The sequence below is a fragment of the Agromyces sp. G08B096 genome (assembly GCF_040267705.1).
In the GTDB taxonomy this organism is placed as follows: domain Bacteria; phylum Actinomycetota; class Actinomycetes; order Actinomycetales; family Microbacteriaceae; genus Agromyces.
In genome coordinates this window covers 2,322,331-2,342,086 of record NZ_CP158374.1, presented here as the reverse complement: position 1 = coordinate 2,342,086, position 19,756 = coordinate 2,322,331, and the positions used below count along the sequence as shown (strand labels likewise).

Below are 19,756 nucleotides of genomic sequence, written 5' to 3'. Positions count from 1 at the left end.
CGGACTGGCATGCTTTCACCGGTCCTTCGTGCTCGTACGTCTCGCCTTCCTTGAACTGGAAGCCGCGGCACGTGAGGTCCGGGTTGAAGCCCTTGAAAGCAAGGATGGTCATGAGGTGAAGTCCTTACGGGTGGCGCCCTGCACGAGCAGGACGACGAGTACGGGGCCGGCGAGGAGGACCCCGGCGGCGATGAGGATGGGTGCGCGGCCGAGGACCCCCCAGAAGACGAGGGCGGCTGCGACGAGCAGGAGCGTGGCGGCGACGTTGGTCGAACCGGTCTCCGCGCGCTCCGGGGTGAACGGGGAGACGATGACCTCATCGAGAGGGAACGTCGCCGTGTAGTAGTCCTCCGGGTCGAGGTCGGCCCAGTCGGGGGTGTTCGCGATCACGATGACCGCTTCACTGTGGAAGACGACCCAGCCGTCGAGGGAGTCGGTGTCGGTGTCGTCGTTGCGGCGGATGAACTGGTGCACGACGACGCGGGTGCCGCGCTCGAAACGGGCGGTCACGGTCTCGGCCATCACGCCACCTCCGGGGTGCGGAACAGCTGACGGCGGATGGCACGGAGGGAGCCTTCCTCGACCCCATCCCGGACGTGACGCCCCGACGATTCCAGGCGCTCGGGAAGGGAACCCTCACGGGCGTCCGCCTCCAGGTACGTCTCCTCCATCAGCGAGACGGCCGACAGGGGCCCGACGTGGCGGCCCATCTCAGGCCACCTCCTTCACGGCCCACACCGCGGACGGGCGACCGAACCGAGTCGGACGCCGGACACCGGTGTCGTAGATCACACCCCGGTCATGCAGATCCGACGTGCGACGGGCGATGTTGTGCAGATCCGTGAGGAACGGCCACCCGTTCACCAGACGAAGCCGGCAGTACGCCGCCGTCAGCTCCGTGACCGTGCGAGGTTCCTCCTCGAGGAGCGCGACGATCGCGTCACGGACGGCATCCATGTCCGACGCGGACGCCGCCGCGGTCGCGGACGTGTCCGGGTCATGCCGGTGGTGCAGGTGCTTCACCGCCTCAGAGGTGGTAGCGTTGAGAGTGTTCAAGGGAGTTCTCTCCTTTCGGATTCGCCCCGTTGCCGCGGGGCGTTTTCGTTGAGGTCAGGCGGCGCGCTGCTGCGCCATGGCCTCCGCTTCCCGGTCTTCCCGGTCGAGGCGCTCATCGATCTGAATGAGTACGAGGGCCGCGGCACGCAGGCACTCCTGCTTCGTGGGCATGCTCACGCTGCCTTCCTGCCGCGCGTCGGCTGAGCCGGCGTCACGGCGAAGTGGGAGACGGGCAGCGCGAGAGCTTCAGCGATCGCGACGACGGTCGCGAACGTGAGGTTCTCGGGCCGCTTCGTGAGGTGCACCCAGAGCGTCGAGTACGGGATTCCGGTCTTGCGGGACAGCCACGTGATGTTGCGTTCCTGCTCGCGCAGGGCCTGCCGAACCTTCTCGGCGACGCCTGCGCTGGCTTCCGTGGTGACCATGCGGTAACCATACGCCCATGGTGACCGTATGGCAACCACTTGGTGACCGAATCAGCGAATCCGGTTCAACAGTGCAGACGAGGAGCCGGTCTACGGGATAACCCTGAAATCGTCATCCCGGTTAGCAACTTCATAGAAATGGGCGATATGGTGACCATATGGCCAATGGCACAACCAAGGTCTGGATGGACCAGCTCAGCGACGACATCCAGGCCAGCGAATGGGGCTCGGTTCGCAGCTTCGCGTCCCGCGGACTCGAGATGAACTACCACGTCTTCCGTCGCTACCTCGTCGGCGAACGTGAGATCCCGTTCTGGTTGCTGATGGACGCGATCGCGAAGCTCGGGTTCTCGTTCAGCGAGTATGAGCAGCGAGTGCAGGCTCGGGCTGAGGCTGAGGCGTCGGAGGAGTAGCCGCCGCCCGCATCGCGAGCCACTGCGCAAGCGAAGGGCATACTCGCCCAACCCGCTTGTCCGGGCACATCTTCTCGCACGGCGCCCCCGCGCCGCACACACGCACCTCGCTGAATCGCGACGTGACGCTGCCGTCCTGCTTCACCATGACCCCCGACCTCTGTGTCACCGTACGGTAAACGCTGCCCCAGACATCGCCAAACGTCCTGGTGGGGTTTCCCACCGCCAGATCGGCGGTTAAATAGGGGAACCCGCACCAACCCGCACCACGACACACCGAGACTGGCCCCCGTTTTGGGGGTCGGGGCGGTGCGTCAGCGCACCACCCGAAAGCCCATGTCGAAACACCGCCCACCCTACGAGCAGCGCAGGCTCGAATGGCTCCGCCGGATCACCGGCCAGACCACCATCCGAGGGATTGCCCGATCCCTCGGACGGGACCACACGACCGTCGGGCGGTGGGTCAAGGAAGGCTTCACCCTCGACGCCGTCGTCCGAATCTCCCTCGAACGAGACGCCGACCCCTACCAAGCGCTTGACGAGATCGGGTGGCTCGAAGAGCACGACTCCGACGGCATGCCCGCGCTGCAACGCGTCCCCACAGAACGCCTCACCGCGGAGCTCCACCGCCGCGCCGTCGCCCGCCAGTTCTAGGGGCTGGCACTGAGCATCCACGTCGAGGGTTGACTATATGGCAACCAGTGAGCGAGAGTGGTCGCCGTGAGCAACCGGGGGAGAGGCGCACTGCAAGCAGCGCCAGAACGGCCGACACGAGCCGTTCTCTACCTGCGCCAGTCCACCTACCGTGAAGAGTCCGTCAGCCTCGAACTACAAGAGGCCGCGGCACGGCAGTACTGCGAACGGCAGGGCTACGACGTCGTCGCGGTCGAGGCAGACCCGGGCGTCTCGGGACGCACGTTCAAACGGCCGGCCGTGCTGCGCACCATGGGCATGGTAGAGACCGGCGCCGCCGACGTCATCGTCCTGTGGAAGTGGTCGCGACTCTCGCGCGCACGACTCGACTGGGCGATCGCCGTCGACAAGGTCGAGTCACAGGGCGGCCGCATCGAGAGCGCCACCGAACCTGCCGACATGTCAACCTCCGCGGGACGCCTCGCGCGCGGCATCCTCGCCGAGTTCAACGCGTTCGAGTCGGAGCGCATCGGGGAGGAATGGCAACGCGCGATCCGGTCCCGGCAAGCGCGCGGCGTCCCCGGCACCGGCGGGGAGCGGTTCGGCTACACCCGTGCCGCGAAGGACGAGTACCAGCCCGACGCCGAGACGGGCCCGCTTCTCACGCAGATGTACGACCGAGCCGTCGCGGGGGAGTCGATCACAAGTCTCGCCCGATGGCTCAACCGGCAGGGTGCGACCACCACCGCGGGCGGCCAATGGGATCAGCGCCGTGTCCGACGCGTCCTCGACTCCGGGTTCGGCGCGGGGAAGGTCGTCGCCCGCTCGAACGGGCACACCGACTACCTCCCCGGCATCCACCCCGCCGTCGTCGGTGAGGACGTGTGGCAGGCGTACCTCGAGCAGCGGAGACTTGCACCGCACACGCCGCAGCAGAACGCCGCACGCTACCCCCTCACTGGCATCCTCATCTGTGGCGACTGCGGCTCCGGCATGTCAGCGACGACCCGCTCCACAGGGGACGGGCGCCGGCAGACGCTCTACGCCTGCAACCGGTACCAGCGGTTCCGGTCAGGTGGGCGCTTCGTCACGACCATGCGGGAACGGGTCGAAGGCTGGGTGCGGGGCGAGGTGGAGAAGCTCGCCGCAGAGCTCGAGGACACTCGCGCCGCCGAGGCGCGCATGCGCCGCCCCGCGCCAGTGAACGACGCCGACGCGATCGCCCGCCAGGTCGCCGCCGAGGAAGCGAAGCTCACGCGGCTCACGATCGGATGGTCTGAGGGCACCGTCCCAGACGAGGCCTACAAGCTCGCGAGCGCGCGCATCCAAGCACGCCGCGACAGCCTCCTCGCGCGTCAAGCCGAACGTCGACGGACCGATGCGGACGACGCTGCGACCGTCCTCGTGGTGCGCAGCCTCGCCGAGCGATGGGACCGCGCCACGCCAGCCGAACTCCGGGCACTCCTCGCGAAGCTGATACGGACGGTGACCGTGCATCCTCCGGTCGGGGCGACCCGCGCGGGCGCAACGTACTCGATCGTGTGGGGTTGGGAGTAGCGCTGCAAACGCGCACCTCATCGGACGATCTCGCCTCCCGAATGGACCACGAGCAGCAGGCGGAGGAACGGGCGCTCGCGCTCGAGGAGGAGCGGCTGCGGCTCAGCCGGCTGACGCTGCGAGACCGCCTTCAGGCCATCGCGCGCGCGGACGACGGCGTCCGCGCCATCCGGGTGCAGCTGCGCGGCGGACTCGCGATCGGCGTGCGCCCGATGAGCTTCGGTCGCGACTGGCTGAGCGGCGAATTGACCGGCTGGCCCGCTGCCGGTCGTTGCGTGCTCCCGCTCGACGCCGTGGTCGCCGTCGTGCCCGACCGCGACCAGCTGTCCGCGAGCCTCCAGCCGGGGCCCGAGACATCCGCCGCCCTCGCCGACCGGATCTCGCTGCCGTTCGCCCTCCGCGACCTCAGCCGGCGACGGACCCCGCTCACCCTCGTCACCGACGACGGCCAGCTACACGGCACGCTCGATCGGGTGGCGCGCGACCACGTCGACCTGGCCTTGCACGAGCCCGGCACTCCGAGGCGCGAGCACGAAGTGCAGGGCTACCGGATCATCGCCTTGGAGCGGCTGCGCTTGGTGGCGTTCGGCTGAGGGCAGCTCAGTCGACCGGGCGGAGCGGTGAGACCACGCCTGCGCCCGAGAGATCGAGGACGGCCGAGAACTCGCCTTCCTGCCAGGCGGCGTGCCTGCGGGTGTCTTCGTAGCGGTCCTGGATCCAGAGCTCGAGCTGCGTGCGCTCCACCCGCCACGGGCCGTGATCGCCGACCCGGATGGCCGGCAGTTCGCCGGAGCGGATGAGACCGTCGACGGTCGCGACGTCGACCGACAACAGCTCGGCCGCGTCGGCGACGGAGAGGAAGCGGCCGATCTCGCCCGAACCGGGATTGGTCATGCCTCGATTATCGGGCCCCCGCCGGAGCGATGCCGCCCGTGTGGATAACTTCCCGGCAACCTCTCGGACACGGGCGACGATGGTCGACGGCGCCGTCGGCGCGACGAAGGGAGCAGCATGGCACGTCAGGATCGCGGCGAGCGCGGGTCGGTCCGCATCGATCCACGACTGCTCATCGGCGTGGTGCTGGTGGCGGGGTCCACGGCGGGCGTCTGGGCCCTCGTGACGGGCTTCGACACGACCACGGAGGTGTATGCGGTCCGCGACACCGTCGCGACCGGCACGCGCCTCGACACCGACGATCTCGTGGTGGAGTCGGTGCGCCTCGGCGGCTCCGCGGAGCGGTACGTCGTCGCCGGGGAACTGCCCGAGTCGGGGCTGGTCGCCACCCGCACCATCGGCGCCGGCGAGCTGGTGCCGGCCGCCGCGGTCGCCGAGCGCGACGACTCGGCGCTCGCGACGGTCGTCGTGCCGAGCCGCGGCCCGCTGCCGAGCGGGCTCGGGCCGGGGTCCCGGGTGGATGTCTGGTCGGCCCGCCTGGTCGAGCACGGCGCGTATGAGCCGCCGGCGGTGCTGGTGGCCGGCGCAGAGGTATCCGGGGTCGTCGAGCCCGAGGGCATGGTCTCCGGCGACGGGGTCTCCGTGGAGCTGCTGGTGCCGCGTGAGAAGGTGGCCGCGGTCCTGCAGGCGCTCGCCTCAGGCGACGCGATCGACCTGGTCGGCGCTCGAACCGGGGCGGTCGACTGATGGCACGACTCGTGCTCGGCCTCGACGCGGCCACCGAGGATCGCCTCATCGCGGACGCGCTCGAGGCCGGCCACCAGGTGCTCGCCCGGCTCGTCGGCTGGCGCGACATCGTCGACGGACTCGACGAGCTCGCTCCCGAGGTCGTGCTCGTCGGCGCCGGGCGCGGCACGCTCAGCCCCGAACTGCTCGACGCGTGCGACGTGCGGGGCATCCGGCTGGTCGCCCTCGCCGCAGACGACCGGGAGCGGGCGCTCGCCGCGCAGGTGGGCCTGCACGAGGTGCTCGACGGCGAGGCGACGTGGCCGGAGGTGGAGCGGCTCGTCGCCGGCGGCGTGCCGCTGCCGTCTCGCGCGCTCGAGCCGGTGGTCGAGGCCGGGCACCGGGTCTCCGTCGTGGCGGTGTGGGGTCCGGCCGGTGCCCCCGGTCGCACCCTGTTCGCCGTGAATCTCGCGGCCGAGCTCGCGGCGGCCGGGCACCGGGTGGTGCTCGTCGACGCCGACCCCTACGGGGGCGCGGTCGCGGCCACGCTCGGGCTCCTCGACGAAGCGCCGGGCTTCGCCGCCGCCTGCCGGCTCGCGGGCTCCGGATCCCTCGATCGTGCGGAGTTCGAGCGCGTCGCGCAGCGCTACACCGCGCCGCGGGCGTCCTTCGATGTGCTCACCGGCCTCGTCGGCCCGAGTCGCTGGCCCGAACTCTCGTCCGAGCGTGTCTCGGCGGCACTCGCCGCGTTGAGGGGGCTCACCGAGTACGTGATCGTCGATACCGGTTTCAGCCTCGAGCGCGACGAGGAATTGACGAGCGACCAGTTCGCCCCCAGGAGGAATGCCGCGACGTTCGCGGCGCTGGAAGCATCCGATCGGGTGGTGGCGATCGGGTTGGCCGATCCAGTCGGCCTGTCGCGGCTGCTCCGCGGCCACGCCGAGCTGGTCGACCACGTCGACCCCGAGCGCATCGACGTCGTCGTCAACCGGGTCCGGAGCAGCGCGCTCGGGATCGACGCGCACGGCCAGATCCGTCAGACGATGCGACGCTTCGGCGGGCTCGACGGACTCACCCTGCTCCCGCATGACGGCCGCGCGACGGATGCCGCCATCCTGTCGGCGAAGACGCTGCGCGATGTCGCGCCGCGTTCGCCGCTCCGTGCCGCCATCCGCGACTACGCGCTCACGCGCGTCGCGCCCATCGCCGAGCCGGCGCGGGCCCGTCGCCCGGCGCGGGGCTTCCGCCTGCAGCGGGCTGCCGCCTCCTGATCCCCCCGGCGGCCGGAGGCCCCGTCATGGCCCGGGCCCGGCACTACGCTGGAGATCGTGTCGACCCTCAGTGAACTCGTCCTCGCCCAGGGCCGCAGCAGTCAGGCCGATGTCGACTGGCTGCACATGCTCGTCGGCGATCTGCAGCTGCTCGCCGATCTCGCCTTCGCCGACATCGTGCTCTGGGTGCCGTCGGCCGAGGAGGACTTCGTGGCCGTCGCGCACGCGCGACCGTCGAGTGCGGCGACGCTGTTCTACCGCGACTTCGTCGGCCAGTCGATCAAGCCGCAGTGGCGCGACCTCGTCGCGGAGGCGTTCGAGACGGCCCGCATCGTCGACTCCTCGTCACCTGACTGGTACGAGGAGATGCCCACCCGGATGCGCGCGGTGCCCGTCATGCGGCGCCTCACCGCGACGGGCACGGAGCTCGCCACGGCCCCGGTCGCGGTCATCACGCGGCACACCAACCTCAGCGCCACCCGCACGCCGAGCCGTCAGGAGCTCACGTTCAACGACTGCGCGAGCGAACTGTTCCAGATGATCGCCTCGGGCGACTTCCCCGACCTCGGCGCACCGACCGGCCCCCGTCGCGGGGCCCCGCGCGCGAACGACGGCCTCATCCGGCTCGACATGGACGGCGTGACCACGTTCGCGAGCCCGAACGCCCTGTCGGCGTTCAACCGCATGGGCTTCGACGACGAGCTCGAGGGGCAGTCGCTCGCCGAGGTGACCACGCGGCTGCTCGCCGGAAAGCTCGTGGTCGACGAGTCGCTGCCGCTCGTCGTGACGGGGCGTGCGCCGTGGCGCACCGAGGTCGAGTCGCGGGGCGTCACGGTCTCGCTCCGGGCCATTCCCATCCGGCACCACGGGGAGCGCATCGGCGCGATCGTGCTGATCCGCGACGTCACCGAGCTCCGCCACCAGGAGCAGGAGCTCATCACCAAGGACGCGACGATCCGCGAGATCCACCACCGGGTGAAGAACAACCTGCAGACCGTGGCATCCCTGTTGCGCATCCAGGCTCGCCGCACCCATTCCGACGAGGCGAGGGAGGCGCTCACCCAGGCCATGCGACGGGTGGGCGCGATCGCGGTCGTCCACGACACGCTCTCCACCGGTGTCGCACAGAACGTCGACTTCGACGAGGTGTTCGACCGGGCGCTGCTACTCGTGGCAGAGGTGGCGGCGGCGCACAACACCACCGCGCACCCCAAGAAGACCGGCACGTTCGGGGTGCTGCCGAGCGAGTACGCCACGCCGCTCGCCCTCGCGCTCACCGAGCTCGTGACGAACGCCGTCGAGCACGGCCTCGCCGGTCAGGAGGGCGACGTCGAGGTGCACGCGTCGCGGTCGGACACGACGCTGACGGTGCAGGTGCGCGACACGGGGTCCGGCCTGCCCGAGGGCAAGGTCGGCGAGGGGCTCGGCACGCAGATCGTGCGCACGCTCATCCAGGGCGAGCTCGGCGGGACGATCGACTGGCACACGCTCGTCGGCCGCGGCACGGAGGTCACGATCGAGGTGCCGCTGCGCTGGATCGCCGAGGGCTGACCCGGTCCGCGGGTTCGGCCCGCGGGTGGCTGCGTGCCATCGCGGCCCGACCGGGAGGAAGGAACGGCGCCGGACACGGAACGACGGATGCCCCGTCGGGACATCCGTCGATCGGAGAGGTCAGCTGGCGCGGCGCGCGCGAGCGGCGCGGCGCTTCAGCGCACGACGCTCGTCTTCGCTGAGGCCGCCCCAGACGCCCGAGTCCTGGCCGGTCTCGAGGGCGTACTGCAGGCAGATCTCCGTGACGGTGCAGCGCGCGCAGACCGCCTTGGCCTTCTCGATCTGGTCGACGGCCGGACCGGTGTTGCCGACCGGGAAGAACAGTTCGGGGTCGGCCGTGAGGCAGGCGGCTTTGTCGCGCCAATCCATGGAGATGCTCCTTGCTTACTCAGGTCGCAGTCGCGCACGCATGAGCGCGTGACCGGAAACCGGTCGGCTGCGGGGGGAAAGACCGAATCTCGGGAAGTAGGATCAGGAACTGATCGGCTCACGTCCCTGTGAGCATCAATTCGGCCTCATAAATGGTGGCATAGCGCGGAAGGCGAATCAATAGTCGTGCATGGGATATCGCTGTGAATGAGACCGTGCGACGGGCCGACGCCGACGAGCGGGAGCCGGGGTCGCCGCGGACGGCGCTCGTCGTGCTGAGCGCCCTGCTCTTCCTCGAGGCGGCCGCCATGGTCGCCATCGTGTTCTGGCTCGTCGTCGACCTGTTCTCGTTCGAGCCGTCGTCGTACGCGACGGCGGTCGCGCTCATCGTGATCGCGGCGATCGGCGCGATCTGGACCGTCGCGGTCGCCGTCGCGTCGCTCCGGCGGGCGCACTGGGCGCGCTCGGCGGCCATCGTGTGGCAGGTGCTCCAGGTCTCGGTCGCCGTCGGAGCGTTCCAGGGGCTCTTCGCACGGCCGGACGTCGGCTGGGCACTGCTCGTGCCCGCGATCGTCGTCGTCGGACTGCTGCTCTGGCCGCCGGTGCGCGCGGCCTTCTCGCCCGACCCCTCGGCCTAGCCGGGCTCAGTCGAGGCCGAGCTCAGTCGAGGCCGGGCTCAATCGAGGCCGGGCTCAGTCGGGCCGGGCTCAGTCGAGGCCGAGCTCGCGGCGGAGCCGCGCGACATGCCCCGTCGCCTTGACGTTGTAGAACGCCTTCGCGATGCGGCCGTCCTCGTCGATGATGAAGGTCGACCGGATCGAGCCGATCACGATCTTCCCGTAGAGCGATTTCTCGCCCCACACGCCGTACGCCTGCTGGACGGCGAGGTCGGGGTCGGCGAGCAGCGGGAAGGTGAGGTGGTCGCGCTCGGCGAAGCGCTTGAGCTTGTCGACGTCGTCCTTCGAGACGCCGAGCACGCGGATGCCTGAGCTCGTGAACGAGTTCAGGTTGTCGCGGAAGTCGCACGCCTCGGTGGTGCAACCCGGGGTCATCGCCTCGGGGTAGAAGTACAGGACCACCTTGGTGCCGCGCAGCTCCGACAGGGTGACGGGCGAGCCGTCCTGGTCGAGGAGGGTGAAGTCGGGGGCGAGGTCGCCGGGGGCGAGTCGTGCGTCGGTCATGGGTTCCATCGTAGGCACCTCGCGTGGCTCAGCCTCCGCCGGCCGGCTCACACTCCGGCGGAGCCGCCGCCCGAGCCGGCCGCCGGGGCGAAGGTCTGCAGGAGGCGCTGCAGCGAGTCGAGCCTCGCCCGGCCGATGTCGCCGAGCTCGCCGGCGTCGACCGCTTCGACGATCGCGCAGTCGGGCGCATCGGGCAGGTGGGTGCATCCGCGCGGACAGGCTTCGGCGATCCGTGCGAGATCGGTGAAGGCCTTCAGGATGTTCGCCGGGTCGATGTGGCCGAGGCCGAACGACCGGACGCCGGGTGTGTCGATCACCCAGCCGTGCCGATCGTCGTCGACGACCCGGAGGGACACGGTCGAGGACGACGTGTGCCGGCCCCGGCCGGTGACGGCGTTCACGTGGCCGGTCGCCCGGTCGGCGCCCGGCACGAGCGCGTTCACGAGCGTGGACTTGCCGACGCCCGAGTGGCCGACGAAGACGGTGCGGTGACCGAGCAGCGCCTCGGTGATCGCTTCGAGCGGCATCCGTTCGCGCCCGCTGAGGAACACGGGGATGTCGAGGCCGGCGAAGTTCTCCAGGAACGGGCCCGGGTCGGCCAGATCGGTCTTCGTCACACACATCAGCGGCTCGATTCCGGCGTCGTACGCGGCGACGAGGTACCGGTCGACGAGTCGTGTGCGAGGTTCGGGGTCGGCGGCGGCGATCACGATCATCATCCGGTCGGCGTTGGCGACGATGACCCGCTCCACCTCGTCGGTGTCGTCGGCGCTCCGCCGCAGGAGCGTGGCGCGCTCGCCGACCCGCACGATCCGCGAGAGCGTGCCGGGCTCGCCGGACGTGTCGCCGACGAGGTCGACCCGGTCGCCCGTGACGACCGACTTCCGGCGCAGCTCGCTCGCGCGCGCGGCGACCACGTCGCGCTCGGACGGGGCGCCCTCGTCCACGAGCACGGCGTACCGGCCGCGGTCGACGCCGAGCACGCTCCCCTCGACGGCGTCGGCGTGCTCCGGCCGCACCTTGGTGCGGGGGCGGCTGCCGCGGCGGTTGGGGCGCACCCGGACGTCGGACTCGTCGTACTCGGGCTCGTCTTCGTCGTCGTCGGCGTCCCACCAGCTCATGACCGCAGCCGCTCCCAGAGCTCGGGGAACTGGGGGAGGGTCTTGGACGTCGTGCCGATGTCGTCGACGACGACGCCGGGAACGGCGAGGCCGACGATCGCGCCGGTCGTGGCCATGCGGTGGTCGGCGTAGGCGCGCCACGGGCCGCCGTGCAGCCGTGCGGGCTCGATGCGCAGCCCGTCGTCGAGCTCGGTGACGCGGCCGCCCAGGCCGTTGATCTCGGCGGCCAGCGCGGCGAGCCGGTCGGTCTCGTGGTGGCGGATGTGCCCGATGCCCGTGATGATGCTCGGCGATTCGGCGACGGCGGCGAGGCCGACGAGGTTCGGCGCGAGCTCGCCCGCCTCGGAGAGGTCGAGGTCCACCCCGCGGATGCCTCGGCCGCCGTCTGCACCGGGCTCGGGCGCGTGCACCGTCAACCGGTCGCCCGCGAGTTCGACGCGTGCGCCGAACCGGGGAAGCAGGTCGGCCAGCTGGGCGCCGACCTGCGTCGTCGTGCGGGGCCAGCCGGTGATCGTCACCGACCCGCCCGCCACGAGCGCCGCGATGAGGAACGGTGCGGCGTTGGAGAGGTCGGGCTCGATGTCCACGTCGAGGGCCCGGATCCGACCCGGTTCGACGACCCAGCGGCCGGGCTCGGGCTCTGCGACGGCGACGCCCCGAGCGGCGAGGGTCGCCACGGTCATCTCGATGTGGGGTGCGCTCGGCACGCGCTCCCCGCGGTGCCGCAAGTCGAGGCCGCGCTCGAAGCGGGCGGCCGAGAGCAGCAGGGCGGACACGAACTGGCTCGAGGCGGAGGCGTCGATTTCGAGCGGACCCCCCGCCACCCGGCCGGTGCCGTGCACGGTGAACGGCAGGGTGCCGCGGCCGTCGTCGTCGAGATCGACCCCGAGTCCGCGCAGCCCCTCGACGACGCCCGACATCGGCCGCTTCCTCGCGTACTCGTCGCCGTCGAACGTCGTCGGGCCGAGTGCGAGCGCGGCGACCGGCGGCAGGAAGCGCATGACGGTGCCCGCGAGCCCGCAGTCGATCGTCGTCGAGCCGGTGAGCTCCTCCGCGGGGGTCACCACGAGGTCGTCGCCGAAGCCGCCGGCACCCGCGACGCGTTCGAATCGGGTGCCGAGCGCGCGGAGCCCCTCGACCATCAGCTCGCTGTCCCGCGACCAGAGCGGCGTCCGGAGGAGGGACGGGCCGTCGGCGAGCGCCGCGAGCACGAGCTCACGATTGGTCAAAGACTTCGAGCCCGGCAGCGACAGCACCGCGGCCAGCGGTCCGGTGGCGACGGGGGCGAGCCATCCGTCGTCGGTGTCGGTCTGCCGCGTGTCGCCGTACGGATCGAACTCGGGCGCGGAATACCTCGAAATCTGCATCGGTTATCAACAGTAGCGCCCGCCCGCTCGGGCGGCGTGAGAAGGAGTTGGTGCGCGTGGGGCTCGCAGTGCTGGAACGTCCGGTCGACGTCCGGAGCGTCGGTCGACCCGACGATCTAGGATGGCCGGTGATGACTGCCGACCAGATGGATGCGTCCGCGACCGATGAGCAGCGCCCGCTCGGCGAGCTCTTCGAGGAGCAGGCGCTGCCGTACCTCGACCAGCTCTACGCGGCGGCGCTGCGGATGACGAAGAACCCCGCCGACGCGCAGGATCTCGTGCAGGAGACGTTCGTGAAGGCCTACGCGGCGTTCGCCCAGTTCACCCAGGGCACGAACCTGAAGGCGTGGCTGTACCGCATCCTCACCAATACCTTCATCAACACGTACCGCAAGAAGCAGCGCGAGCCCTACCAGGGCACGATCGACGACCTCGAGGACTGGCAGCTCGGCGGCGCCGAGTCGACGACCGCCACCTCGAGCCGATCGGCCGAGGCGGAGGCGATCGACCACCTCCCCGACAGCGCCGTGAAGGACGCCCTCCAGGCCCTCCCCGAGGACTTCCGCCTCGCGGTGTACCTGGCCGACGTCGAGGGCTTCTCCTACCAGGAGATCGCCGACATGATGAACACCCCCATCGGGACCGTGATGAGCCGCCTGCACCGTGGCCGGCGGCTGCTGCGCGAGTCCCTCGCCGACTACGCCCGCGAGCAGGGGTTCGCCGTGGCGGCGAAGGCGGCCCGACCCACGAGGAGCGCGAAATGACCGACTGCGGCTGCGAGAAGGCGCGAGCCGAGCTCGAGGAGTACCTGCACAACGAGCTGTGCCGTGAGGACGCCGCGGACATCCGCGCGCACATGGAGCACTGCCCCGACTGCTCGGCCGAGCTGAAGGTCGGCATCACCATCACCGAGGTCGTGCAGCGGGCGTGCCGCGAGAGCGCCCCCGAGGAGCTCCGCGCGGTCGTGCTCACGCGGATCCGCGACATCCAGGCGCACGGCGTCCTCGTCGACTGACGCGCGGCCGGCTTCCATCGTTCGATGGAAGCGGCGCGACCCGGTCGGGGCGTAGCGTCGGGCACGATGGACACACCTACGCACCCCACCGACCACCACCGTCATCGCGCCGGACGAGTGCCCGTGTGGCTCCGTGCCGCCATCCCGGCGGTCCTGATCCTCGTCTGGCTCGTCGTCTTCGGCCTGGGCGGCGCCTCCTTCGGCCGGCTCTCGGACGTCGTCGTGAACGACCAGGCGCAGTTCCTGCCCGCGTCGGCCGAGGCGACCGAGGTGAACGAGCTGCAGGAGGGTTTTCGCGACGGCGACGCGATCCCCGCGATCGTGGTGACGGCCTCCGACACCGCGCTGGACGACGCTCAACTGGAGGCGGTGGACGAGCTCCGCGACCGGCTGCTCGAGGTCGACGGCATCGACGCGGACGCCTCTTCGCCAGTGATCCCGAGCGAGGACGGCCAAGCGGCCCAGTTCGTCGTGTCGATCGCGGCGGGGGAGGACGATCGCCCCGCGAAGGACGTCGTGGACGAACTCCGCGCGGAGGTCGACGACGACCCCATCGACGGTGCCGAGACGGCCGTCACGGGGCCTGCGGGCTTCACCGCCGACCTCGCCGGGGCGTTCAGCGGCATCGACGGCCTCCTGCTCGCCGTGGCCCTCATCGCCGTCTTCCTCATCCTGATCGTCGTCTACCGCTCGCCGCTGCTGCCGGTCATCGTGCTGCTCACGAGCCTCACGGCGCTCTGCGCCTCCGTGCTCGTCGTGGTCTCGCTCGCGGCTGCCGACGTGCTGCCCATCTCGGGGCAGACCCAGGGCATCCTGTTCATCCTCGTCATCGGTGCCGCGACCGATTATGCGCTGCTCTACATCGCGCGCTACCAGGAGGCGCTCGGCCGGTTCGAACGCAAGTGGGACGCCACGTGGGCGGCGTTGAAGGGCGCGTGGGAGCCGATCGTCGCCTCGGGCGGAACGGTCATCGTCGGACTGCTGATCCTCCTCGCGAGCGAGCTGGCGAGCAACAAGATCCTCGGCCCGGTCGCGGCGATCGGCATCGTCTTCGCCCTCCTCGCTGCGCTGACGCTGCTGCCCGCCCTGCTGCTCTGGGCCGGACGCGTGGCGTTCTGGCCGCGGAAGGTGCGCGAGCGCGGCGCATCGGCCGCCGCCGACCTCGGCGAGGACCCGACCGCGGGACGCGGACTCTGGGCGGGCGTCGGCCGACTCGTCGCGAAGCGGCCGCGCACGGTGTGGATCGCCTCCACGGTCGTGCTCGCCGCGATGTGCCTCGGGCTGCCGCAGCTGAAGGCCGACGGGGTGCCCTCGAGCGAGTTCGTGCTGGGGGAGTCGCAGGCCCGCGATGGCCAGGAGCTGCTCGGCGAGCATTTCCCGGCCGGCTCGGGCACGCCGGCGCTCATCGTCGGCCCCGAAGCCGACCTGCAGGAGATGGCCGACGTCGCGCTCGCGTCCGACGGCGTGGACTCGGTCTCGGTCGTTTCGGCCGACTCGCCCGCCGGACAGGCACCGGTCACCGAGGACGGCGTGCAGCCGCTCGGCCCGCCCGGCACACCCGTCCCGGATCCGACGGTCGTCGACGGCGAGGTGCTGCTGCAGGCGACCCTCACCGACCCGGCGGACTCGCTCGAAGCCGAGCAGACGATCGCCGAGCTCCGCACCGACCTCGACCGGGTGGGTGAGGGCGTCCTCGTCGGCGGGCAGACCGCCGTGGCACTCGACACGAATGACGCGGCGCTCGCCGACCGGGCGCTCATCATCCCGCTCGTGCTCGCGGCGATCCTCATCATCCTCATGCTGCTGCTCCGGGCGATCGTCGCGCCCCTGCTGCTCATCGCGAGTGTCGTGCTGTCGTACGCGGCCGCACTCGGCGTCTCCGCGGTGGTGTTCGACGGGATCTTCGGCTTCCCGGGCGCCGACCCGTCGGTGCCGCTGTTCGCGTTCGTCTTCCTCGTCGCGCTCGGCGTGGACTACAACATCTTCCTCATGACGCGGGTCCGTGAAGAGTCCGTCGCGCACGGCACGCGCGCGGGCGTCATCCGGGGGCTCCGGCTCACGGGTGGTGTCATCACCTCAGCTGGCCTCGTGCTCGCGGCGACGTTCGCCGCCCTCGGTGTGCTGCCGATCCTGTTCCTCGCGCAGATCTCGTTCATCGTCGCGTTCGGCGTGCTGCTCGACACGTTCCTCGTCCGGACGCTCCTCGTGCCTGCCGTGTCGTACGACCTCGGCCGGCTGATCTGGCAGCCGTCGAAGCTCGCGCGCGGCGCCCGCTGAGATCCTGCCGGGAGACGACGAGAGCGGATGCCCCGGGCCGGGGCATCCGCTCTCGTGTCGTGGTCTGCGGACTACAGGGTGAGTGCGGTCCGCACGATCTCCTGCTGCTCGGCGGCGTGCCGCTTCGCCGAGCCGGTCGCGGGCGACGCCGCGGCGGCGCGCGACACGACGCGCACCTCGCGCGGGCCGAGCTTGTTCGTCTCGATGACGAAGTACGGCCAGGCGCCCTGGTTCTCGGGCTCGTCCTGCGCCCAGACCAGCTCGGCGTTCGGGTAGGAATCGGCGATCGCCTTCAGCTCGCCGGCGGGCAGCGGGTAGAGCTGCTCGAGACGGACCAGCGCGATCTCGGGGTTCGGGTGCTTCTCGAGCTCCGCGAGGAGGTCGTAGTACAGCTTGCCCGAGAGGAAGACGACGCGCTTGACCGCGGCCTTGTCGGTGATGCGGGCGTCGTCGAGCACGGGCTCGAACCGGCCGCTGGTGAAGTCGGCCACCTCGCTCGTCGCCCCGCGCAGCCGCAGCATCGCCTTCGGCGTGAACACCACGAGCGGGCGGCGCGGACGCGCGTACGCCTGCCGGCGCAGTAGGTGGAAGTACGACGCCGGCGTCGAGGGCCGCGCGACGGTCATGTTGTTCTCGGCGCACAGCTGCAGGTACCGCTCGATGCGCGCGCTCGAGTGGTCGGGGCCCTGGCCCTCGTAGCCGTGGGGCAGCAGGAGGACGACGCTCGAGCGCTGACCCCACTTCTGCTCGGCCGAGGAGATGAATTCGTCGATGATCGTCTGCGCGCCGTTGGCGAAGTCGCCGAACTGCGCCTCCCACGCCACGAGGGCGTCGGCGCGCTCGACCGAGTAGCCGTACTCGAAGCCCATCGCCGCGTACTCGCTGAGCAGCGAGTCGTAGATCCAGAACCGGGCCTGGTTCTCCGACAGGTTCTGCAGCGGCAGCCACTCCTGCCCGTTCACCCGGTCGTGGAGCACCGCGTGGCGCTGCACGAACGTGCCGCGGCGGGCGTCCTGCCCGGCGAAGCGCACCGGCGTGCCCTCGATGAGGAGCGAGCCGAGGGCGAGCAGCTCGCCGAAGCCCCAGTCGATCTTGCCGTTGCGGCTCATGTCGACGCGCTTGGTGAGCAGCTGCTGGATCTTCGGGTGCACCGTGAAGCCCGCCGGCTTGTTGTCGAACGCGTCGCCGATGGCGTGCACGACCTCGAGCGAGACACCCGTGGTCTCGAGCTCGCCGGCGGCCGGCTGCTCGGTCGACAGCTCCCCGGTCGCACCGACGACCGGGATCGCGCCCGTCTGGGCGGCGTGCGTCTCGGCGAAGGCCCGCTCGAGGCGGTCCTGGAAGTCGCGGTGCGCCTCCTCGTACTCCTCCTCGGTGATGTCGCCGCGACCGACGAGGGCCTCGGTGTAGAGCTTGCGCACCGACCGCTTGGCCTCGATGAGGTTGTACATCAGCGGCTGCGTCATCGAGGGGTCGTCGCCCTCGTTGTGTCCGCGACGGCGGTAGCAGACCAGGTCGATGACGACGTCGCGCTTGAACTCCTGGCGGTAGCGGAACGCGAGTTCCGCGACGCGGACGACGGCCTCCGGGTCGTCGCCGTTCACGTGGAAGATCGGCGCCTGGATCGTCTTCGCGACATCCGTCGAGTAGATCGACGAGCGCGCGTCGCCCGGCACCGTCGTGAAGCCGACCTGGTTGTTGATGTTCACGTGGATGGTGCCGCCCGTGCGGTACCCCCGCAGCTGAGACATCTGCATCGTCTCGACCACGACGCCCTGGCCCGCCATCGCCGCGTCGCCGTGGATGAGGATCGGCAGCGTCGAGAACGTGCCGATGGGCTTGCGGTCCTGCTTGGCGCGGACGATGCCCTCGAGCACGCCGTCGACGGCCTCGAGGTGCGACGGGTTGGCCGCGAGCGACACGGGGATCTGGTGCCCGTCGTCGGCCGTGAAGGTGCCCTCGGTGCCGAGGTGGTACTTCACGTCGCCCGATCCGTGGCCGGACGCCGTGCCCTCGAATTCGCGGAAGACCTGGCCGTACGTCTTGCCGGCGATGTTCGTCAGCACGTTGAGCCGGCCGCGGTGCGCCATGCCGATGGCCACCTCGTCGAGGCCCTCCTTCGCGGCGCCTTGCAGGATCTCGTCGAGCAGAGCGATGACCGACTCGCCGCCCTCGAGGCTGAAGCGCTTCTGGCCGACGTACTTGGTCTGCAGGAAGGTCTCGAACGCCTCGGCCTCGTTGAGCTTGCGGAGGATGCGCATCTGCTCGTCGTGGGTCGGCTTCTCGTACTTGCGCTCGACCTGGTCCTGGATCCACTTGCGCTGCACGGGGTCTTGGATGTGCATGTACTCGATGCCGATGGTGCGGCAGTACGAGTCGCGGAGGATGCCGAGGATGTCGCGCAGCAGTGCCGTGCGCGTGTCGCCGAAGCCGCCCGTCACGAACTCGCGGTCGAGGTCCCAGAACGTCAGGCCGTGGCTCGCGATGTCGAGGTCGGGGTGCGAGCGCTGCACGTACTCGAGCGGGTCGGTGTCGGCCATGAGATGGCCGCGCACCCGGAACGCGTTGATGAGCTCCTGCACCCGGGCGGTCTTGTCGATCGCGCTGGCGATGTCGACCGAGATGTCGGGCGCCCAGCGGATGGGCTCGTACGGGAGGCGGAGCGCGGCGAAGATGTCCTCGTAGAAGTTGCGCTGCCCGATGAGCAGCTCGTGCACCTTCTTCAGGAACTCGCCGGAGCCGGCGCCCTGGATGACCCGGTGGTCGTAGGTCGAGGTCAGCGTGATGGTCTTGCCGATCGCGAGGTTCGCGAGCGTCTTCTCGCTCGCGCCCTGGAACTCGGCCGGGTACTCGAGGGCGCCGGCGCCGATGATGCAGCCCTGGCCCTTCATGAGGCGCGGCACGGAGTGGACCGTGCCGATGCCGCCCGGGTTGGTCAGCGAGATCGTGGCGCCTGAGAAGTCGTCGGCCTTGAGCTTGTTCTGGCGGGCGCGTCCGACGAGGTCCTCGTAGGCGGCGAGGTACTCGTTGAACGTCATGGTCTCGGCGCGCTTGATCGCCGGCACGAGGAGGGCGCGCGAGCCGTCGGGCTTCGGCAGGTCGATCGCGATGCCGAGTCCGATGTGCGCCGGCTTCACGAGGCTCGGCTTGCCGTCGACCTCGGAGTAGAAGACGTTCTGGCTCGGGAACTCCTTCAGCGCCTGGATGATCGCCCAGCCGATGAGGTGCGTGAAGCTCACCTTGCCGCCGCGCGTGCGACGGAGGTGGTTGTTGATCACGATGCGGTTGTCGATCATGAGCTTCGCCGGCACGGTGCGCACGCTCGTGGCGGTGGGCACCGTGAGCGAGGCATCCATGTTCGCCGCGAGGGTCTTGGGCATGCCCTTCAACGGCACGACCTCGTCTTCCTCGGGCTCGGCGGCGACCACCGGCTGGGGGCTCGTGACCGGGACGTCGGCGGGGACCGGGGCGGTGCGGGGAGCGACCGAGGTGGTGCGCGCCTCCGGCGCCTGACCGAGGACGGGGGAGGGCGCCGTGATGGGCGAGGCGTCGCCGGGCTCGGCGGCCGGCTGCGCGGCGGGCGGCTGCGCTGCGGCGGGCTGCTGGGCGGCGGCCGCCTGGTCGGGCGCCGCGGCCTGCTGCGCGGCCTGCGGCGTCTCGCCTCCCGCCGGCTGCTGCGGGGCGGTGGCCTGCTCGGCCTTCGACTGCCGGTACTGCTCGAGCACCGGCCACCAGGTCTTGTCGACCGATGAAGGGTCGGCGAGGTACTTCTCGTACATCTCGTCCACGAGCCATTCGTTGGCTCCGAACTCCGCCGCCGTCTTCTCTTCAGAACCCGACCCGGTCAGTTGGCTCGACACAGCCTCTCGCCCACTCTCTCCATTGACGCTGGATGCCTAC

At 70.6% G+C, this 19,756-nt stretch carries 21 protein-coding genes; 11 read left to right on the top strand and 10 right to left on the bottom strand.

The annotated features are described in order from the left end of the window. Positions 1 to 108: 108 nt before the first annotated feature. From ABIQ69_RS11310 to ABIQ69_RS11295, 4 genes are all read right to left on the bottom strand, one after another. Positions 109 to 522: a hypothetical protein gene (locus ABIQ69_RS11310; RefSeq protein WP_350347217.1), complete on the bottom strand. Its 414-nt coding sequence runs from the start codon at positions 520 to 522 to the stop codon at positions 109 to 111. 189 nt (positions 523 to 711) lie between these two features. Continuing rightward, positions 712 to 957, bottom strand: a complete 246-nt coding sequence (locus tag ABIQ69_RS11305; protein WP_350347216.1) for a hypothetical protein — start codon at positions 955 to 957, stop codon at positions 712 to 714. A gap of 153 nt (positions 958 to 1,110) precedes the next feature. Continuing rightward, the gene (locus tag ABIQ69_RS11300; RefSeq protein WP_350347215.1) at positions 1,111 to 1,233 is read right to left on the bottom strand and encodes a hypothetical protein; all 123 of its coding nucleotides are present in this window, start codon (positions 1,231 to 1,233) and stop codon (positions 1,111 to 1,113) included. Next, on the bottom strand, positions 1,230 to 1,481 hold the full coding sequence (locus tag ABIQ69_RS11295) for a helix-turn-helix transcriptional regulator (RefSeq protein WP_350347214.1): 252 nt from the start codon (positions 1,479 to 1,481) through the stop codon (positions 1,230 to 1,232). The genes ABIQ69_RS11300 and ABIQ69_RS11295 overlap by 4 nt, the downstream gene beginning before the upstream one ends. Before the next feature lie 158 nt (positions 1,482 to 1,639). Here ABIQ69_RS11295 and ABIQ69_RS11290 point away from each other — a divergent pair, with 158 nt between their 5' ends. The 4 genes from ABIQ69_RS11290 (at position 1,640) to ABIQ69_RS11275 (ending at position 4,677) form a co-directional block, all read left to right on the top strand. Beyond that, entirely contained in the window at positions 1,640 to 1,894 is a 255-nt protein-coding gene (locus ABIQ69_RS11290) for a hypothetical protein (RefSeq protein ID WP_350347213.1), read from the top strand. Between the two features lie 336 nt (positions 1,895 to 2,230). Beyond that, the gene (locus ABIQ69_RS11285; RefSeq protein WP_350347212.1) at positions 2,231 to 2,548 is read left to right on the top strand and encodes a hypothetical protein; all 318 of its coding nucleotides are present in this window, start codon (positions 2,231 to 2,233) and stop codon (positions 2,546 to 2,548) included. Positions 2,549 to 2,614: 66 nt separating this feature from the next. Further along, complete coding sequence (locus ABIQ69_RS11280; protein WP_350347211.1) at positions 2,615 to 4,084, top strand: recombinase family protein; 1,470 nt, start codon at positions 2,615 to 2,617, stop codon at positions 4,082 to 4,084. 41 nt (positions 4,085 to 4,125) lie between these two features. Further along, entirely contained in the window at positions 4,126 to 4,677 is a 552-nt protein-coding gene (locus tag ABIQ69_RS11275; protein WP_350347210.1) for a hypothetical protein, read from the top strand. 7 nt (positions 4,678 to 4,684) lie between these two features. On the opposite strand, the gene ABIQ69_RS11270 is transcribed toward ABIQ69_RS11275, so the two are convergent. Beyond that, positions 4,685 to 4,978 (bottom strand): helix-turn-helix domain-containing protein, encoded by a 294-nt coding sequence (locus tag ABIQ69_RS11270; protein ID WP_350347209.1) that lies wholly within the window; start codon positions 4,976 to 4,978, stop codon positions 4,685 to 4,687. Positions 4,979 to 5,095: 117 nt separating this feature from the next. On the opposite strand from ABIQ69_RS11270, the gene ABIQ69_RS11265 reads away from it, so the two are divergent. From ABIQ69_RS11265 to ABIQ69_RS11255, 3 genes are read left to right on the top strand one after another with little or no spacing between them, the layout of a single operon-like run. Further along, positions 5,096 to 5,725 (top strand): hypothetical protein, encoded by a 630-nt coding sequence (locus tag ABIQ69_RS11265; RefSeq protein ID WP_350347208.1) that lies wholly within the window; start codon positions 5,096 to 5,098, stop codon positions 5,723 to 5,725. Continuing rightward, positions 5,725 to 6,975, top strand: a complete 1,251-nt coding sequence (locus ABIQ69_RS11260; protein ID WP_350347207.1) for a regulator — start codon at positions 5,725 to 5,727, stop codon at positions 6,973 to 6,975. Before ABIQ69_RS11265 ends, ABIQ69_RS11260 begins: the two co-directional genes overlap by 1 nt. A gap of 57 nt (positions 6,976 to 7,032) precedes the next feature. Further along, complete coding sequence (locus ABIQ69_RS11255; protein ID WP_350347206.1) at positions 7,033 to 8,526, top strand: histidine kinase N-terminal domain-containing protein; 1,494 nt, start codon at positions 7,033 to 7,035, stop codon at positions 8,524 to 8,526. 120 nt (positions 8,527 to 8,646) lie between these two features. On the opposite strand, the gene ABIQ69_RS11250 is transcribed toward ABIQ69_RS11255, so the two are convergent. Then, the gene (locus ABIQ69_RS11250; protein ID WP_056730333.1) at positions 8,647 to 8,895 is read right to left on the bottom strand and encodes a WhiB family transcriptional regulator; all 249 of its coding nucleotides are present in this window, start codon (positions 8,893 to 8,895) and stop codon (positions 8,647 to 8,649) included. 203 nt (positions 8,896 to 9,098) lie between these two features. Here ABIQ69_RS11250 and ABIQ69_RS11245 point away from each other — a divergent pair, with 203 nt between their 5' ends. Further along, a complete protein-coding gene (locus tag ABIQ69_RS11245; protein ID WP_350347205.1) occupies positions 9,099 to 9,533 on the top strand; it encodes a hypothetical protein in 435 nt (144 codons plus the stop codon). 69 nt (positions 9,534 to 9,602) lie between these two features. Here the strand turns inward: ABIQ69_RS11245 and bcp are convergent, their stop codons facing one another. Genes bcp through aroA form a run of 3 tightly spaced genes read right to left on the bottom strand, consistent with a single transcriptional unit; the run spans position 9,603 to position 12,564 of the window. After that, a complete protein-coding gene (bcp, locus tag ABIQ69_RS11240; protein ID WP_350347204.1) occupies positions 9,603 to 10,076 on the bottom strand; it encodes a thioredoxin-dependent thiol peroxidase in 474 nt (157 codons plus the stop codon). 47 nt (positions 10,077 to 10,123) lie between these two features. Next, positions 10,124 to 11,197, bottom strand: coding sequence for a ribosome small subunit-dependent GTPase A (rsgA, locus tag ABIQ69_RS11235; protein ID WP_350347203.1), 1,074 nt, complete (start codon positions 11,195 to 11,197; stop codon positions 10,124 to 10,126). Then, positions 11,194 to 12,564 (bottom strand): 3-phosphoshikimate 1-carboxyvinyltransferase, encoded by a 1,371-nt coding sequence (gene aroA, locus ABIQ69_RS11230; protein WP_350347202.1) that lies wholly within the window; start codon positions 12,562 to 12,564, stop codon positions 11,194 to 11,196. The genes rsgA and aroA overlap by 4 nt, the downstream gene beginning before the upstream one ends. A gap of 131 nt (positions 12,565 to 12,695) precedes the next feature. On the opposite strand from aroA, the gene ABIQ69_RS11225 reads away from it, so the two are divergent. The 3 genes from ABIQ69_RS11225 (at position 12,696) to ABIQ69_RS11215 (ending at position 15,856) form a co-directional block, all read left to right on the top strand. Next, positions 12,696 to 13,328 carry a sigma-70 family RNA polymerase sigma factor gene (locus ABIQ69_RS11225; RefSeq protein ID WP_350347201.1) on the top strand — a complete coding sequence of 211 codons (633 nt, stop codon included), beginning with the start codon at positions 12,696 to 12,698 and terminating at the stop codon, positions 13,326 to 13,328. Next, a complete protein-coding gene (gene rsrA / locus ABIQ69_RS11220) occupies positions 13,325 to 13,579 on the top strand; it encodes a mycothiol system anti-sigma-R factor (protein ID WP_350347200.1) in 255 nt (84 codons plus the stop codon). The genes ABIQ69_RS11225 and rsrA overlap by 4 nt, the downstream gene beginning before the upstream one ends. 66 nt (positions 13,580 to 13,645) lie before the next feature. After that, a complete protein-coding gene (locus tag ABIQ69_RS11215) occupies positions 13,646 to 15,856 on the top strand; it encodes an MMPL family transporter (RefSeq protein ID WP_350347199.1) in 2,211 nt (736 codons plus the stop codon). Positions 15,857 to 15,927: 71 nt separating this feature from the next. Here ABIQ69_RS11215 and ABIQ69_RS11210 read toward each other — a convergent pair whose 3' ends face one another. Beyond that, positions 15,928 to 19,716: a multifunctional oxoglutarate decarboxylase/oxoglutarate dehydrogenase thiamine pyrophosphate-binding subunit/dihydrolipoyllysine-residue succinyltransferase subunit gene (locus tag ABIQ69_RS11210; RefSeq protein ID WP_350347198.1), complete on the bottom strand. Its 3,789-nt coding sequence runs from the start codon at positions 19,714 to 19,716 to the stop codon at positions 15,928 to 15,930. Positions 19,717 to 19,756: the final 40 nt, after the last annotated feature.

Excerpts from the sequence above, each read along its gene's own strand:
- ABIQ69_RS11275 (WP_350347210.1), top strand. The coding sequence starts at position 4,126 with ATGGACCACGAGCAGCAGGCGGAGGAACGGGCGCTCGCGCTCGAGGAG.
- rsrA (WP_350347200.1), top strand. The coding sequence starts at position 13,325 with ATGACCGACTGCGGCTGCGAGAAGGCGCGAGCCGAGCTCGAGGAGTAC.
- ABIQ69_RS11295 (WP_350347214.1), bottom strand. The coding sequence starts at position 1,481 with ATGGTCACCACGGAAGCCAGCGCAGGCGTCGCCGAGAAGGTTCGGCAG.
- ABIQ69_RS11250 (WP_056730333.1), bottom strand. The coding sequence starts at position 8,895 with ATGGATTGGCGCGACAAAGCCGCCTGCCTCACGGCCGACCCCGAACTG.
- ABIQ69_RS11265 (WP_350347208.1), top strand. The coding sequence starts at position 5,096 with ATGGCACGTCAGGATCGCGGCGAGCGCGGGTCGGTCCGCATCGATCCA.
- ABIQ69_RS11270 (WP_350347209.1), bottom strand. The coding sequence starts at position 4,978 with ATGACCAATCCCGGTTCGGGCGAGATCGGCCGCTTCCTCTCCGTCGCC.
- ABIQ69_RS11225 (WP_350347201.1), top strand. The coding sequence starts at position 12,696 with ATGACTGCCGACCAGATGGATGCGTCCGCGACCGATGAGCAGCGCCCG.
- ABIQ69_RS11305 (WP_350347216.1), bottom strand. The coding sequence starts at position 957 with ATGGATGCCGTCCGTGACGCGATCGTCGCGCTCCTCGAGGAGGAACCT.
- ABIQ69_RS11310 (WP_350347217.1), bottom strand. The coding sequence starts at position 522 with ATGGCCGAGACCGTGACCGCCCGTTTCGAGCGCGGCACCCGCGTCGTC.
- ABIQ69_RS11260 (WP_350347207.1), top strand. The coding sequence starts at position 5,725 with ATGGCACGACTCGTGCTCGGCCTCGACGCGGCCACCGAGGATCGCCTC.
- rsgA (WP_350347203.1), bottom strand. The coding sequence starts at position 11,197 with ATGAGCTGGTGGGACGCCGACGACGACGAAGACGAGCCCGAGTACGAC.
- bcp (WP_350347204.1), bottom strand. The coding sequence starts at position 10,076 with ATGACCGACGCACGACTCGCCCCCGGCGACCTCGCCCCCGACTTCACC.
- ABIQ69_RS11285 (WP_350347212.1), top strand. The coding sequence starts at position 2,231 with ATGTCGAAACACCGCCCACCCTACGAGCAGCGCAGGCTCGAATGGCTC.
- ABIQ69_RS11290 (WP_350347213.1), top strand. The coding sequence starts at position 1,640 with ATGGCCAATGGCACAACCAAGGTCTGGATGGACCAGCTCAGCGACGAC.
- ABIQ69_RS11215 (WP_350347199.1), top strand. The coding sequence starts at position 13,646 with ATGGACACACCTACGCACCCCACCGACCACCACCGTCATCGCGCCGGA.
- aroA (WP_350347202.1), bottom strand. The coding sequence starts at position 12,564 with ATGCAGATTTCGAGGTATTCCGCGCCCGAGTTCGATCCGTACGGCGAC.